17 protein-coding genes are annotated in these 13,921 nt (G+C 31.1%); 11 read left to right on the top strand and 6 right to left on the bottom strand.

Annotated features, from left to right (window positions below; genetic code table 11):
* Window positions 1–20 precede the first annotated feature (20 nt).
* The 3 genes from V9L05_RS22885 to ade are packed head-to-tail and all read right to left on the bottom strand — an operon-like array spanning window position 21 to window position 3,292.
* A complete protein-coding gene (locus V9L05_RS22885) occupies window positions 21–1,100 on the bottom strand; it encodes a mannose-1-phosphate guanylyltransferase (protein WP_338815455.1) in 1,080 nt (359 codons plus the stop codon).
* A 55-nt stretch (window positions 1,101–1,155) separates the two neighbouring features.
* The gene (locus V9L05_RS22890) at window positions 1,156–1,530 is read right to left on the bottom strand and encodes a GxxExxY protein (protein ID WP_338790993.1); all 375 of its coding nucleotides are present in this window, start codon (window positions 1,528–1,530) and stop codon (window positions 1,156–1,158) included.
* Window positions 1,531–1,588: 58 nt separating this feature from the next.
* The gene (gene ade, locus V9L05_RS22895; protein ID WP_338815456.1) at window positions 1,589–3,292 is read right to left on the bottom strand and encodes an adenine deaminase; all 1,704 of its coding nucleotides are present in this window, start codon (window positions 3,290–3,292) and stop codon (window positions 1,589–1,591) included.
* A 198-nt stretch (window positions 3,293–3,490) separates the two neighbouring features.
* On the opposite strand from ade, the gene V9L05_RS22900 reads away from it, so the two are divergent.
* The 4 genes from V9L05_RS22900 to V9L05_RS22915 all read left to right on the top strand — a co-directional run bounded on the left by V9L05_RS22900 (window position 3,491) and on the right by V9L05_RS22915 (window position 5,694).
* Window positions 3,491–3,685: a hypothetical protein gene (locus V9L05_RS22900; protein ID WP_338790995.1), complete on the top strand. Its 195-nt coding sequence runs from the start codon at window positions 3,491–3,493 to the stop codon at window positions 3,683–3,685.
* A gap of 38 nt (window positions 3,686–3,723) precedes the next feature.
* Window positions 3,724–3,882 (top strand): hypothetical protein, encoded by a 159-nt coding sequence (locus V9L05_RS22905; protein ID WP_338790996.1) that lies wholly within the window; start codon window positions 3,724–3,726, stop codon window positions 3,880–3,882.
* A 118-nt stretch (window positions 3,883–4,000) separates the two neighbouring features.
* A complete protein-coding gene (locus V9L05_RS22910; RefSeq protein WP_338815457.1) occupies window positions 4,001–4,123 on the top strand; it encodes a hypothetical protein in 123 nt (40 codons plus the stop codon).
* A gap of 224 nt (window positions 4,124–4,347) precedes the next feature.
* Window positions 4,348–5,694 (top strand): hypothetical protein, encoded by a 1,347-nt coding sequence (locus V9L05_RS22915; protein WP_338790997.1) that lies wholly within the window; start codon window positions 4,348–4,350, stop codon window positions 5,692–5,694.
* 125 nt (window positions 5,695–5,819) lie between these two features.
* On the opposite strand, the gene V9L05_RS22920 is transcribed toward V9L05_RS22915, so the two are convergent.
* Window positions 5,820–6,497 carry a hypothetical protein gene (locus V9L05_RS22920; protein ID WP_338815458.1) on the bottom strand — a complete coding sequence of 226 codons (678 nt, stop codon included), beginning with the start codon at window positions 6,495–6,497 and terminating at the stop codon, window positions 5,820–5,822.
* A 352-nt stretch (window positions 6,498–6,849) separates the two neighbouring features.
* On the opposite strand from V9L05_RS22920, the gene V9L05_RS22925 reads away from it, so the two are divergent.
* From V9L05_RS22925 to V9L05_RS22945, 5 genes are all read left to right on the top strand, one after another.
* A complete protein-coding gene (locus V9L05_RS22925; protein ID WP_338815459.1) occupies window positions 6,850–7,407 on the top strand; it encodes a cob(I)yrinic acid a,c-diamide adenosyltransferase in 558 nt (185 codons plus the stop codon).
* A 260-nt stretch (window positions 7,408–7,667) separates the two neighbouring features.
* Complete coding sequence (locus tag V9L05_RS22930) at window positions 7,668–7,796, top strand: hypothetical protein (protein WP_338815460.1); 129 nt, start codon at window positions 7,668–7,670, stop codon at window positions 7,794–7,796.
* Between the two features lie 140 nt (window positions 7,797–7,936).
* Window positions 7,937–8,362, top strand: a complete 426-nt coding sequence (locus V9L05_RS22935) for a hypothetical protein (RefSeq protein WP_338791001.1) — start codon at window positions 7,937–7,939, stop codon at window positions 8,360–8,362.
* Between the two features lie 84 nt (window positions 8,363–8,446).
* Window positions 8,447–8,971, top strand: a complete 525-nt coding sequence (locus tag V9L05_RS22940) for a shikimate kinase (protein ID WP_338791002.1) — start codon at window positions 8,447–8,449, stop codon at window positions 8,969–8,971.
* Complete coding sequence (locus V9L05_RS22945) at window positions 8,972–9,700, top strand: phytanoyl-CoA dioxygenase family protein (RefSeq protein WP_338815461.1); 729 nt, start codon at window positions 8,972–8,974, stop codon at window positions 9,698–9,700. It abuts the gene before it with no gap.
* Window positions 9,701–9,704: 4 nt separating this feature from the next.
* Here the strand turns inward: V9L05_RS22945 and V9L05_RS22950 are convergent, their stop codons facing one another.
* Window positions 9,705–10,727: a hypothetical protein gene (locus tag V9L05_RS22950; RefSeq protein ID WP_338815462.1), complete on the bottom strand. Its 1,023-nt coding sequence runs from the start codon at window positions 10,725–10,727 to the stop codon at window positions 9,705–9,707.
* A 96-nt stretch (window positions 10,728–10,823) separates the two neighbouring features.
* Between V9L05_RS22950 and ruvC the strand changes: the two genes are divergently transcribed.
* The gene (gene ruvC, locus V9L05_RS22955) at window positions 10,824–11,378 is read left to right on the top strand and encodes a crossover junction endodeoxyribonuclease RuvC (protein WP_338791005.1); all 555 of its coding nucleotides are present in this window, start codon (window positions 10,824–10,826) and stop codon (window positions 11,376–11,378) included.
* Between the two features lie 152 nt (window positions 11,379–11,530).
* Here ruvC and V9L05_RS22960 read toward each other — a convergent pair whose 3' ends face one another.
* On the bottom strand, window positions 11,531–12,904 hold the full coding sequence (locus V9L05_RS22960) for an NAD-dependent succinate-semialdehyde dehydrogenase (protein WP_338815463.1): 1,374 nt from the start codon (window positions 12,902–12,904) through the stop codon (window positions 11,531–11,533).
* 283 nt (window positions 12,905–13,187) lie between these two features.
* On the opposite strand from V9L05_RS22960, the gene V9L05_RS22965 reads away from it, so the two are divergent.
* Window positions 13,188–13,775 carry an HAD family hydrolase gene (locus tag V9L05_RS22965; protein ID WP_338815464.1) on the top strand — a complete coding sequence of 196 codons (588 nt, stop codon included), beginning with the start codon at window positions 13,188–13,190 and terminating at the stop codon, window positions 13,773–13,775.
* Window positions 13,776–13,921: the final 146 nt, after the last annotated feature.

Consider the following 13,921-nt stretch of genomic DNA (forward strand, 5'->3'; position numbering starts at 1 on the left):
GTATTGACTTTTCTGATTATCTAAGTGTACTTTTCCTTCTTTGTTTTCTTGACTGTTTCCAAAAATTCTTTGATGCGTTGTTCTTGGTCTTTATGGCAAACCAAAAGAACACCATCATAATCTGCTACGATAAAATTATCTAATCCTTGTACAACAGCCAAACGGTCTTTTGAAATTTTGATAATAGAATTTTTGGTATCATAAGCCATTACATCTCCTGTAATTACATTTTTGTTTTTATCTTTTTTGGCTTGTTCGTGTAATGATTTCCACGTTCCCAAATCAGACCAACCACAATCACATTGAACTACATAGACATTATCAGCTTTTTCCATTATTCCATAGTCAATCGAAATTCCGTGAAATTGTGAATAGGCTTTTTCTAAAGATTTAGCTTCATTTTTAGTATAAAAATCGCCTTTCATATCTTCAAAGGCTTCCGAAATATCACTCAAATAAGTATCAAAGGCTTGTGCAATCGTTTGTGCATTCCAAATAAAAATACCTGCATTCCATACAAAATCACCACTTTCTAAAAATGATTTTGCCATTTCTAAGTTGGGTTTTTCCGTAAATAAACGTACTTTTTTCAGATTTCCTTTTTGGTTTTCTTCACTCTGAATATAGCCATATCCTGTATCTGGGCGTGTCGGTTTGATTCCTAGAGTGACAATTTTATCGCTATACTTAGCTGCATCAATTGCAATAGTAAGTTTATCAATAAAACTATACGTATCCAAAATTACGTGGTCAGAAGGCGTAACAATAATATTAGCTTCTGGATTTTTGGATTTTATTTTATAAGAAGCATAGGCGATACAAGGTGCAGTATTGCGCAAAAAAGGCTCTAATAAAATTTGCTCATCTGAAAAGTTAGGTAACTGTTCTTTTACCAAGTCTTTGTAGTCTTGATTGGTAACAATGTACATATTTTCAGGTTTACAAACAGGCTCAAAACGCTTGACTGTCTGTTGTAAAAGGGATTTTCCAGTTCCTAAAATATCCTGAAACTGTTTTGGATAATTACGGCGACTGAAAGGCCAAAAACGGCTTCCAATTCCACCTGCCATAATAATAAGGTGTGTATTTTTATCTTGCATATTTTTTTATTTGGTCTAACACAGAGTTACAGAGAAACACAGAGATAGTTATTTTTTAAATTATCCATCTATGAATGCCGTTTTTTAGTAGAACCGTATTGAAATTAATAAGTAATCCTACCTTAGAATTAGTCAGTTTCATATATGTATTTAATTGAGCTTTGTGTATTGGATGTATTTCACTAACAGATTTAAGTTCAACAATCACTTTGTCTTCAATTATGAAATCAGCTCTAAAAGCGCACTCCATCTCAACTTGTTTATAAATTAGTGGAATAGCTTTTTGCCTTTCTACCTTTAAGTTTGTTGTAGATATGAGCTGATAAAATAAACATTCTTCATAAGCCGATTCTAGTAAACCAGCTCCTAAATCTTTATGAACTTCGATAGCGCAGCCAATTATTTTACTTGTAATTTGATTGATTTCCATAATTGTATTTTCTCTGTGGTTCTCCTTATCTCTGTGTTGTTAAAAATGTATTTATAAATTAAACTTCCCAACCCTTCACAAACTCAAATTTTCCTCCATCAAAAAGTCCTTTATCACTTAATTTTAATGATGGAATCACTAAAAGAGCCATAAAAGAAAGTGTCATGAAAGGAGCATGAAGTTTTTTTGTGGTTTTTGGGTTAGTCATTAAAGTTTTTGCAAATGTATCAATTTGAGCGTATTTTTTACCTACAAGTTCACCATTTTCTAAAGACATAATTCCTGCAACTGGAAGAGGTAAAACTTGATTTTCGTTTTCATCTTCTTTTCCACTTGTTGCTGACACCCCTCCTTTTTCTCTAATTACTAAGTTTACGGCTTTCATTAAATCTTCATCTGTAACTCCTACAGCTACAATATTGTGCGAATCATGTGCGACACAAGAAGCAATTGCTCCACGCTCTAAACCAAAGTTTTTGATAAAAGAAATTGCAATCGGAGCATCAGAAGTATAACGATTGACAACAGCCATTTTTAAAATATCTTTTTCAATATTTGAAATTAAATTTCTGTTAGTATCTGTCAAATCATCAATTTCTACAAAAACAGGATTTGTAATTAGTTGTCCGTCCAATGCCTCAATGACTGGGATTTTTGTTGCAGTATCATTTCCTACTACTTTGCTTCTCTTTATTTCAAAATCAGATGCTTTCTTTGGTTTTACATCAAACTGATTGATAGCTTTTGTTTCTACATCTTTGATAAATGATTTACCATTTTCGGCTACTTTTTCGCCATTGATATAAGTTTCTAAAATTTCAAAGTTTTCTAAATCTTTTACAATAATAAAATCTGCTTTATCACCTTCTCTTAATTGTCCAACTTCAAGGTTATAATGTTCAATCGGATTGATACAAGCAGCTTGGAGAACTTTAAACTTATCGATGCCTAACTTTATAGCTCGTCTGACAAGTAAATTAATATGTCCTTCAATAAGGTCGTCTGGGTGTTTGTCGTCCGAACAAAACATCATGTTTTCATAATATTCTGGTAATAAATCAATCAAAGCATCAAAATTTTTGGCTGCACTTCCTTCTCTGATAATAATTTTCATTCCATGTTTTAGCTTATCTAGTGCTTCTTCTGCTGTAAAACACTCGTGGTCGGTACTAATTCCTGCTTCTATATATTTTTTTGCTTCTTCTCCTCGTAATCCTGGTGCATGTCCGTCGGTTGGCTTTCCGTACTTTTGGGCTGCAGCAATTTTTGCCATTACTTCAGGGTCTCTTGCTAGAGCAGCAGGATAATTCATCATTTCTGACAAATATTTGATGTGTGGTTGGCTCATTAATTTTTCAATATCTTCTACCGAAATAGTTGCTCCTGCTGTTTCAAAAATTGTTGCAGGAACGCATGAGGGCGCACCAAAAAAGAAATTAAAGGGAACTTTGTTTCCATCATTTACCATAAATTCTACACCTTCCATTCCCATTACGTTAGCAATTTCGTGAGGGTCTGAAACGGTTGCAACTGTTCCATGAACGACTGCCATTTTTGCAAACTTAGAAGGAACAAGCATCGAACTTTCAATATGAATATGAGAATCTATGAAACCACAGAGCGCATAATTTTTTATTTCATTATTTGAATCTTTAGTTTTTTCTAGTTTTTTTACGGAATGAATTTTGCCCTCTTTAATCGTGAGTTGTGCAGGGAAAATGCTTTTTTCTGCAATATTTACGAGATTTGTACGTATTATCATAAAACGGATTATTAAAATAAGTAGGAAACTGTTTTTTTAGAAACTTTGTGTAATTTTACGCTTGTATAAGTCTTAAAATAAGTCATTGGAAGTTCAAAGATAACTTATTCTATCAAAATTATTTTTTGCATTTTATTAAAAGGCTACTTTCATTTATTTTAATATCAAACAATTAACGTCATTCAAAATAGAATTCAAATGAAAAATATATTCTCAAAATTTACTTCAAAAGCATTATTTTTAGCCCTACTTTTTACTCTTTCTTTTGGATTGCAAGGTTGTATTCATTCTCCTCAACAGGCTTGGACACCAACAAAACGCAAAAACATGAAAGATAAACAACCTCGTTCTCCAAAACAGGAACAGCGTTTGAGAACAGTAAGAGCGTGGTAAAAACCAATGCAAATTATTATTATTAAAATCAATAAAAAATGAATTCTATCAAAAAAACTATTTTTTCAAGAAAAAGAATAGCTATCTGTCTATTGACTATTTTTTCTACTGCCATTATGAGCAGTTGTGTACACGCTCCAAAACAGGCTTGGACACCAAAATATAAAAGTTATAAGGCTTCTAAAAAGAAAAGATAATTTATAAGAAATAACATCTTAACGTTACGATTAATTTATAAAAAAACAGAAATCTATAAAAATGAGATTTAAAAAAATAAAATGTTTTAAAATAAAATTCCTTTATCTTCTTTATTTTATGATTTTACCTTCTTTTATGATGATTACTACTACTTCTTGTAGTTCGCAGAAAGGACATACTTTAAAGAAGAAAAAACTCAAAAGAGGTCGCCGAATTCCTTGTCCTGTAAAAGATTGTTAGTTTGCTCTAGTCTTATCAGTCTGCCCTTATAATTCAAAAAAAACAGATTTAGTCTTCCATTCTTTTACTAGAGGAAGACTTTTTTTCTGAAAGTTTCTAATAAAAAAATACTTATTCGTTTTGGATAATAATTTTATTTGTATCTTTTAGTTAAAATTCATAAAATTGTTCTAATCATAATTTAGGTTAAAGCCTAGATTATATATACTACATAAATCTCTATAATGAAAAAATCCCTATCTCTACTTTTATTTTTTGTGTTTGGAATGGTTTATACAGTTTCTGCACAAGATAGTGTTGCCCTAATTTTAAAAGCTATCGACGAACTCCGTTCGCAACAACGCCAACTCCAACAACAAAATCAAGACTTTGTACGTCGTTATCAAACTCTTTCTAATCAACGCCAACAAGATAGCATTAAAGTTTTGGCTCTTACAGATTCTCTGAAAAATCGCTCTACCCAAATTAATTTACTTTCTTCTGATTTAGGTCTTTATAAAGAAACAGTTGAAAAAAATGATGCTATTGTAAAAGGTGTTTCTCGTCGTGTAGAACTAACAGATGAAGCTCGTTATAAGATGGTTAGAACTAATCTGATTCATTCTGCTGAGTTTTTTGAAGTTCTTAATGACCGTTTGAACACGCTTTATGCAATCAATCAAGTAGAAAGTTATCGTACAATGCTCAATAGCTTAAATAATCCTGCTGATGAAACACTTGGTTTTTCGTATAATGATAAAGTGATGCAGCTTATGGAAAAAAAGCTGATAAGTAAAAGAGATAAAGGAGGCTCAAAAATTCTCAATATTGCTAATATGCTTTTGCAAGATCCTGTTGTGAGCAATATTGCTTCTGCTACACCTGTTATTAATATTGCTACTTCTGTTTTGGGTTTTGTATCTGGAATTGCTGCCCAAAGAAAGGATATTGATGAAAGTGATGTTCAAGAGTTTAAAAATGAACTAGAAAAATATACAGCTTATTATGCAAAGCTAAATTTAGTAAATGCTCGTTTTGCAAATAATATTGATAATTATCAGGTTCAGACTACAAATTTACACGACAAATTAACAGAATACGTAAATCTTCAAGCTAAAGGTTTAAAATTTAATGTTCAACTCAAAGAACCTGAAGGTAATGCTACAAATGGAGAATATCTATTGACTGTTTTTAGAACATATAACAAAACTTCTGTGACAGCTTATTTTGATAAATTAGAAAACGAATTTGCTAGAGGTGGAAAAGTTGATTATTCTAAATTAATGTCAAAATATCCTCATATTATGGAAGCAAATAAAAAGATTGAAGACGTAATTTATCTTTATAAAGAGTTTGATTATCTGTATGGACAATATATTTCTATGATAGATGAAAATAGTAGAAATACAATCGTCATTTTAGAAGGAGCAGTTTCCCAAAATTTGAGTAGTGAGCCTGCAAAAGTAAAAACTCAAATTGACATCTTGAAGAACAAAAAAGGAGAAGCTGTTACAGGAATTCGTCGTGCTGTAAACCTTCCTCGTTTGAAAGACATTGTAAATACTTTGGATAGTTATTATCCAGCACTATAAAGAATGGTCAATTGTGAAGGGTAAATTGTTAATGAATTACACTTTACACATAATTCTACATAAAAAAATCTACCCAAATTTAATTTAGGTAGATTTTTTTGTGATTTATATTTTACGAATTCTATTTATTTTCTTGAAAGAAAAGCAAAAGAAACGTAAAGTTGAGCACTTGACATATTTAATTTTTGTTCTTGATTATTTCCATAATCAAATTTAGGAGTAGCAGATAGATAACGAACACCTACACGAAAAGCACTACCACTATCGTAATTAGTAATTTTCAGACCTCCACTTATAGAATAAGCAAAAGCTGCTGCAGTAGTTGCTTCTGTTGTAGCAATATTAGCACCTAAAGCCTGATACTCTACTTCTGGACTTCTAGCAATCATTACACCTCCTAATGCACGAAACTCAGGAGCTACTACTGGAGTTATAGGAAAAGAAAGTTCTATACCACCCATCAAGTTACCATATACCCAAGGTTGTGCATCTTCAACGCCTCCAAGGTTTACACCTCCAAAACTGACATCTTTAGCTTCCTTATTATACGGATTAACTTGAGCATCTAAAGAGTATGCAAAACCAATCAAAGGAGAAAAATAATATGCTCCTTCAAATCCTAAACCACCACCAAACTTAGCTTGGTCTTTAAATTCTTCACTTAAAGGAAAGTTTCCATACAATGTAAATGCTCCATAGCTTACTGATTCTTCAGGTGTGTTATCTTGAGCAAAAGAAGTAGATGCGCCCACAAAAAATAAAATAGCAGCTACAAATAGAGATTGAAATAGTTTGTTTGTCATAATTAATAAAAAGTTAAAAAAGTAATTGATAAAAAATGATTCATTTTTGATTTAATAGAAAAAATAATGCCTTAAGGCATAAAAAAATTGTTTCTACAAAACGAATGCAATGATAACACTTTTTTTTAAATAAAGTTTTAGACTAAAAGTTAAAAAATGACTGATAGTCATATTTTTTCAGTTAAAGCGTTGATAATCAGCGTTAAACAATGTAAAATAATTTTCGATAAGTATTAACTTTTTTTTGATTTAGATAAGTGAAATATTTAAGCAAGACAAATTAGATTTTTTACTAAACATAGTCTGTGTATATTTGGTATTGAATAAAACCTAAAAACAAAAACTTAACACAATGAAAATATACACTAAAACAGGCGACAAAGGAACAACTTCACTCATTAGTGGGAGAAGAGTATCAAAAGCAAATCTTAGAATTGAATCCTATGGAACTGTTGATGAACTCAACTCATATATTGGAATGCTTCGTGACCAAAAAGAACTAGAGCATAGAAAAGAAATCTTGATAGAAATTCAAGATCGTTTGTTTACGATTGGTTCATTGCTTGCATCTGACCCAAAAAAAGTTTCTCATATTCCCATTCCTCAAATAGATGAAACTGACATAACAGACTTAGAAGTAGCAATTGATGTGATGAATGAAGAATTACCACCCATGACTCATTTTATTTTACCAGGTGGACATCCTGCTGTTTCTTTTTGTCATTTGGCAAGAACAGTTTGTAGACGTGCAGAACGTCGTTGTACTGAATTAAATAATCAAGAGGAAGAAGGAGTTGATCAAATAATTATTCGTTATCTCAATCGTCTTTCAGATTATATTTTTGTCTTGTCAAGAATGACTTCTCACGAAGTAAATGCTGATGAAATTTCTTGGAAACCGAGAGTTTAGAAAAGTGATTAATGGTTAGTTAAGTAATCAGAGATAATTAGCGAGGGATTTTTATAATGACTATGATAGTACTGGACATGGGTGGTAAAATCGTGGGTGGGGACATGGAAAATGGCGATTGTTTTACTAAAAAGTACTTTTTTTGCCACTGTTGGTATCCTGACCAACAACCCTATTTCCCATATCCAGTACTTTAATTTTGTCTTACTAACCACTTACTTTTTATTTTGGTATTATAATTCAGTATTGGAAAATAGAAAATGAAGCAGTTAATTTGGAAGGATTACAAAAGTGATAGTCCAATAATTATCCTTATTTATACAAAAGAATTCGGATTAACAGAATATGCAAAACGAAATAGTGAAAAATTAAGAATCAAAAATCCATAATTGTTTTTTCTGCTTTTACAAAAAATCTATTATTTCTCCTTCTTTTTTTTTAGTTTTGATTATCTGTACTTAAAATTTATCAAATAGATTATTTTTACTGTATTTTTGATAAAAATTAATGATTGTCTGTATCAAAACTTATGAAACGTATTCTTATTTCACTATCTGATTCTGAAAAAGAAAAAAAAGAAGAAAAATTGTTAAAATGGCTGGAAGAGGAAAATATCCAAACCGAAGCCTTAGACGATTATGTCCAAACGGAAGTAGAAGAAAAATTAAAAACTAAGCAAGAACAAACAGAACAAAAAGTAAAAAAGACAAGTAAAAAAATGCGTTTGGTAGCTGTTGTTTCCTTGGGAGTAATTTTAGTGTTGGGAGGACTTGCATTTTTTCAGATGTTAGAAACAGATAGGCAAAAAGAACTTTTGAAAGAATCTCAGAAGGAATCTAAATTACATAGACAGGTAGTTCAGCAGCTTCAAGATTCGATTATAGCTCGTGAAATGAGACATAAGGCAGTTATTAGTAGTCAGTCATCAGATAGTACAGTTACCAGTAATCAGTAAATACAGTTGATAGTTTTTATAAAAAACACTTATTCTCCATTGTTGGTATTTTAGCATAGCGACACCAATAATAAAAATGCTAAAATGAAAAACTTTCTTATTTATTTGATTGGAATGCCAGCTTCTGGCAAATCTACCTTCGGAAAAATCATCGCAGAAAAACTAGGCTACACATTTTTAGATTTAGATTCTTTGATAGAATACAGAAATAATGCTACCATTCCACAAATCTTTGAAAAGAAAGGAGAAAGTTTTTTCAGACAAGAAGAAAAAAAAGCTCTTCAAACTACCTTTAATTTAGATAAGACAATTGTTTCTACAGGTGGAGGAACACCTTGTTTCTTTGATAATTTGGAACAAATGAAACAACATGGAATTGTTTGTTTTCTAAATACAGAAATAGAAATTTTGGCAAAACGAACTTTTGAAACACAACGAAAACAGCAAGATAATCGTCCACTTTTCAAAGAAGCTGATTCTTTTGAAAAGCTGTATAAATTAATTTCTCAAAAATGGGAAGACAGAAAAGAGTTTTATGGACAAGCTCATTTTGAGATAAAAAATAATGACTTTGAAGAGTTTTTAGAAAAACTGGAAGAAAATAGTTGAATGGAAAATACAAAAACATATATAAAAGAACTCTCGGAGAATGGATTTACAGTTCTTCCAACTATTTACTCCTCTGATGAAATAGAAAAAATAACGGCTTTTATTGATAAAATAGATACATCAAGAAGTACAGTCAGAAAATCAGTAGATTTATTTGCTATTCGTCAGTTTTTAAAGGAAAGTCCAGAAGTTAGTAATTTGATTTTTACAAAAAAACTCAAATCAATTCTTCAAGAATTAGGAGGAAACGATTTTTTTGTAATAAAGAGTATTTACTTTGACAAACCCCAAAATTCGAATTGGTATGTTTCTTATCATCAAGATTTGACTATTTCAGTAGATGAAAAACTAGAATTAGAAGGATTTAATTATTGGACAGTCAAACAAAATCAATTTGCTGTTCAGCCTCCTTTACAGATTCTAGAAAATATAATTACAATTCGTATTCATCTTGATAAAACGGACGAGAATAATGGAGCATTGAGAGTTATCCCAAAATCTCATCTCAAAAAAATATATAAGCCTCAAAATATAGATTGGGAAGTAGAAACAGAAACAATTTGTGATGTTGAGAAAGGAGGAATAATGATAATGAAACCTTTGCTTCTACACAGTTCGAAAAGAACAACAAATGACAAAAAAAGAAGAGTGATTCACATAGAGTTTTCGAATCAAGAATTACCAAAAGAGCTAAATTGGTCAGAAAAAATGACTTTAGATAATTTCTAAGACACTACTCATTTTTCCTTTTAGCATTCTTCAAAAGCAAAAACGAACCTACCAAAACAGGCAAGCCAATATTTATAATCCAAAGTAAGAACGTAATGGTTACTACTTTTTCTTCTCCTAAAGTACCAAAAAAATAAAGTGCTGTTGCTTCTCTTACGCTAAGTCCAACCAAAAAACCACCAACAGGTAAAACAGATTTTGCTGCAAATAAAAGACTAGAACCAACAATTATTTTTTCAGTAGAAAGTGAAAAATTGGCAGCCTTGAAAATTAAAATCATTTGAAGCGAAAAAACACCATAACGAAGTAAAGCAAAAAAAGTAGTTTTTAAAATATCTTTTTGAGAATACTGACTGGCAAAATATAGGTTTTTTTGTAGCCAAATTATAATTTTATCTGCGAACTTTAATTGTCTGACAATTTTATTCTTTATTGCTCTGCCATTGTCGGTATTCTCACCAACGACTATTAAATTTGCCGTTGTTGGTGTCCTTACCAACGACCATTCATTATAAAAAAATAATCCAACAAAATAAAGTAAAATCCAAAAAGCAAAAAGCAGAAAAGTAAGATAATTATCTAACTCAAAAAATTGACTTATTCCAAAAATCCCTCCCAACATAGTAACCCAAAACTGCAAACCTCCATTTATAACCAAAGCACCAGCCGAATCAAAACGATTTTTCTTCGGTAGATTTTTTGCTCGTCCTAGAAAGTTTCCCAACGGCAAAAAAGTAGCTAATGATAAACCTATCCAAACACTTTCTAAAGATTGAAATAAATTAATTTTTGCTAATGATTTTGTCAGAATTTGCCATTTTTTAGCCTCTAAAATCCAATTTATTAACATTAATACAAAAATAATAAACAAAGTTGCTCTGTTTTTTTGCAATTCGTTCCATAAATCGGTTATTTGTGAAAAAAAAGATTGATGATTTTTGATTTGAGAATATAAATAAAACCAAGCTAAAGCCATCAATACAATATTGAAGAATTTTAGAAGATTCTTTTGAGTATTTTTTTTCATTAAATAATTTTGAAAGTAGAAATCAATCAACGCACAAAAAACGCACTACTTTTAATTTACATTCAAAAATCACACTTAGAAAGTGTTATCTACTTTATGAAACCAACTTCTTTTGATCAAATTATATTAGGAATAGACCCTGGAACTGTTGTTTTAGGATATGGTGTTTTAGGAATTAAAGACGATAAAATGTATTTGATTCAGTTTGGAGTCATAAAGTTAGCACAGTGGAAAGATCATTATGTAAGACTACAAAAAATTTATGATAGAGTAAGTACAATAATTGAAGAGTTCAGACCTCAACAAATGGCTTTAGAAGCTCCTTTTTTTGGTAAAAATGTTCAGTCTATGCTCAAATTAGGTAGAGCGCAGGGTGTTTGTATGGCTGCTGCACTTTCTCGTGGCGTTTCGGTAGAAGAATATGCTCCCCGAAAAGTAAAACAAGCTGTTACAGGAAAAGGAACTGCATCAAAAGAACAAGTTGCTAGTATGTTGCAAACGTTACTTTCTTTTGATGAAATTCCAGACCTTTTAGATGCTACTGATGCCGTTGGTGTAGCTGTTTGTCATTATTTTCAGCAAAATGCACTACTTCCAAAAAGTACCTCGTGGTCTGCTTTCTTAGAAGAAAATCCTGATAGAGTGAAATAAATTTAGAAGTCTGAGGTTAGAGGTCAGAAGTAATAAAATGAAGTTGAAAGTATCAAATTATAAGTCAGAAGTAAATACAAAATGGCAATTCAGAAATGATAAAGCCATCCTGTATTTAACTGATTACTGGTAACTGTTCACTGATAACTGATTTAAGCTATCCAAACTGTTTTTATGTTTACAAATTCGTGAATGCCATTTGTAGCTAACTCTCTTCCATAGCCTGATTTTTTGATTCCTCCAAAAGGCAAACGAGGATCAGATTTTACCATGCCATTGATAAATACACTTCCTGATTCTATTTGAGAAGCTATTTTTGTAGCTTTTTCCATGTCTTTTGTCCAAAGAGAAGAACCTAATCCAAATTCTGAATCATTGGCAAGCTCTATCGCATGGGTTTCATTTTCTGCCTTTATTACAGAAGCAATAGGTCCAAAAAGTTCATCATCAAAAGCTGGCATTCCTTCTTTTACATCTACTAAAATGGTAGGTTCATAGAAAGCTTTGTCTCTCTTTCCTCCCAAAATTATCTTTGCACCTTTCTCTACTGATTTTTGTACTTGTTCTGCTAATTCTTTTGCTAAATCTTCTCTCGCTTGGCAACCTACATCTGTGTTTTCATCCATTGGGTCGCCCATTTTTAGTGTTGCCATTTCATTTTTGAACTCTTCTACAAACTCCTCATAAACTTCTTTGACAATAATAAAACGCTTAGCAGCAATACAACTTTGTCCTGAGTTTTGAGTACGTGCTTTTACAGCCGTTTTGGCAGCCGTTTTTATATCTGCATCATCTAAGACAATAAAAGGGTCACTTCCTCCCAATTCTAAAACTGTCTTTTTGATATTCTTTCCTGCAATTTCAGCAACTGACGAACCTGCCCCTTCACTTCCTGTAAGTGTCGCTGCTTTTACATGGTTGTTTTCCAAAACTTGTTTGACTTGCTTTCCACTAATTAAGAAATTTTGAAATACATTTTTAGGAAAACCTGCTTCTAAAAAAAGAGATTCCATTGCTTCTCCACAGCCAAAAGAATTTGAAGAATGTTTCAAAACCCCTACATTTCCAGCCATAAGCGAAGGAACAGCAAAACGAAATACTTGCCAAAATGGAAAATTCCAAGGCATCACAGCCAAAATAACACCAAGTGGATCATAACGTACATAAGCCTCTGAACCATCTGATTTTTTGGCAACAGGAGCTAAAAATTCTTCTGCTTTTTCTGCATAAAAATCACAAAGCCAAGCACATTTTTCAACTTCTGATTTAGCTTGAGTAATTGGTTTTCCCATTTCTTTTGTCATAAGAGTAGCCAATTCTTGTTCTTTTTCTTTCAAGAGAAGAGAAAGTTTGCGAAATAATTCAGAACGCTCAGCAAAACCTGTTTTTTTCCAATCTTGAAAAGCATCTTCAGAATTCTGTAGCTTTTCTGTAATTTCAGATTCAGAAAGAAGTGTATAAGTTTTTAAGACTTCGTTTGTGGCTGGATTTATTGTTTGGACTGTATTTTTACTTTTATCTGGCATAATTGGATTCTTTTTTTAAAAATAAAGTTGAAAAAATGACTAATTTTAGTACAGTGCAGAGGATTTACAATATCTTTTGTGCGTTCAACTCCTCAGAACTGAATCCACAACAATATATAATAAAACTTTTGAAACAGTGTGCTGATTTTAGTCTATAAAATTTTCATATAAAATCTATAATACTCTTAAAAGGTTTAGATATTTTTGAAAAATTAAAAGTAGCTCAGAACTTTTGCAATCAAATTTATTGTTCTGTTTCTATTTTACTCAAGACTTTCCAATCATGATGACTCACAAAAACTCAAATAAAACCCTTCTCATTCTTGATATAGACGAAACATTGATTTTTGGTTCTACACAAAAATTAGATAGACCTTTTGATTTTACAGTTTTTAATTATTTTATTTATCAAAGACCTTATTTGAAGGAATTTTTTGAGAGAATAAAAGATCATTTTCTGATTGCGCTTTGGTCTTCGGCTGACGATGAATATGTAGAAGAAATTGCAAAGAAAATTATTCCAAAAGATATAGAACTAGAATTTGTTTGGGCTAGAAGTCGTTGCAGTTATAAAAGAAATTTTAATGCTATTTTTGATGATTATCAAGATTATTCAGCTTCTGAAACTTCGCATTATCATTTTGTCAAACCTCTAAAAAAACTCAAGAAAAAAGGTTATAAATTAGAACGTATCTTGATTGTCGATGATACACCTCATAAAGCAAAAGAAAATTATGGTAATGTAATTTATCCCAAAGAATATAGAGGAGAGGAAGATGACAATGAGCTACTTTTACTCGCTGATTACTTACTAACTTTAAAGGATAAAATGAGCATTAGAAGAATTGAAAAGAGAGGTTGGAAGAAATGAATAAATGATGAGTTTTAAAAAATATTTTTAACGTGTAATTTTTTTTAATAATAATAGTTGATTAATCCATAATTGAGTTTACTAACAAAACCTTATTGAAATGGAAAATGAAAATAAATACTTAGTGTTTAGTTTTTTTAAGTAAT

The organism is Bernardetia sp. Wsw4-3y2 (assembly GCF_037126295.1).
GTDB lineage: Bacteria > Bacteroidota > Bacteroidia > Cytophagales > Bernardetiaceae > Bernardetia.

What these genes read in the sequence shown, in the direction of transcription:
- V9L05_RS22885 (WP_338815455.1), bottom strand. Translation starts at nt 1,100, where the DNA reads ATGCAAGATAAAAATACACACCTTATTATTATGGCAGGTGGAATTGGA.
- V9L05_RS22890 (WP_338790993.1), bottom strand. Translation starts at nt 1,530, where the DNA reads ATGGAAATCAATCAAATTACAAGTAAAATAATTGGCTGCGCTATCGAA.
- ade (WP_338815456.1), bottom strand. Translation starts at nt 3,292, where the DNA reads ATGATAATACGTACAAATCTCGTAAATATTGCAGAAAAAAGCATTTTC.
- V9L05_RS22900 (WP_338790995.1), top strand. Translation starts at nt 3,491, where the DNA reads ATGAAAAATATATTCTCAAAATTTACTTCAAAAGCATTATTTTTAGCC.
- V9L05_RS22905 (WP_338790996.1), top strand. Translation starts at nt 3,724, where the DNA reads ATGAATTCTATCAAAAAAACTATTTTTTCAAGAAAAAGAATAGCTATC.
- V9L05_RS22910 (WP_338815457.1), top strand. Translation starts at nt 4,001, where the DNA reads ATGATTTTACCTTCTTTTATGATGATTACTACTACTTCTTGTAGTTCG.
- V9L05_RS22915 (WP_338790997.1), top strand. Translation starts at nt 4,348, where the DNA reads ATGAAAAAATCCCTATCTCTACTTTTATTTTTTGTGTTTGGAATGGTT.
- V9L05_RS22920 (WP_338815458.1), bottom strand. Translation starts at nt 6,497, where the DNA reads ATGACAAACAAACTATTTCAATCTCTATTTGTAGCTGCTATTTTATTT.
- V9L05_RS22925 (WP_338815459.1), top strand. Translation starts at nt 6,850, where the DNA reads ATGAAAATATACACTAAAACAGGCGACAAAGGAACAACTTCACTCATT.
- V9L05_RS22930 (WP_338815460.1), top strand. Translation starts at nt 7,668, where the DNA reads ATGAAGCAGTTAATTTGGAAGGATTACAAAAGTGATAGTCCAATAATT.
- V9L05_RS22935 (WP_338791001.1), top strand. Translation starts at nt 7,937, where the DNA reads ATGAAACGTATTCTTATTTCACTATCTGATTCTGAAAAAGAAAAAAAA.
- V9L05_RS22940 (WP_338791002.1), top strand. Translation starts at nt 8,447, where the DNA reads ATGAAAAACTTTCTTATTTATTTGATTGGAATGCCAGCTTCTGGCAAA.
- V9L05_RS22945 (WP_338815461.1), top strand. Translation starts at nt 8,972, where the DNA reads ATGGAAAATACAAAAACATATATAAAAGAACTCTCGGAGAATGGATTT.
- V9L05_RS22950 (WP_338815462.1), bottom strand. Translation starts at nt 10,727, where the DNA reads ATGAAAAAAAATACTCAAAAGAATCTTCTAAAATTCTTCAATATTGTA.
- ruvC (WP_338791005.1), top strand. Translation starts at nt 10,824, where the DNA reads ATGAAACCAACTTCTTTTGATCAAATTATATTAGGAATAGACCCTGGA.
- V9L05_RS22960 (WP_338815463.1), bottom strand. Translation starts at nt 12,904, where the DNA reads ATGCCAGATAAAAGTAAAAATACAGTCCAAACAATAAATCCAGCCACA.
- V9L05_RS22965 (WP_338815464.1), top strand. Translation starts at nt 13,188, where the DNA reads ATGATGACTCACAAAAACTCAAATAAAACCCTTCTCATTCTTGATATA.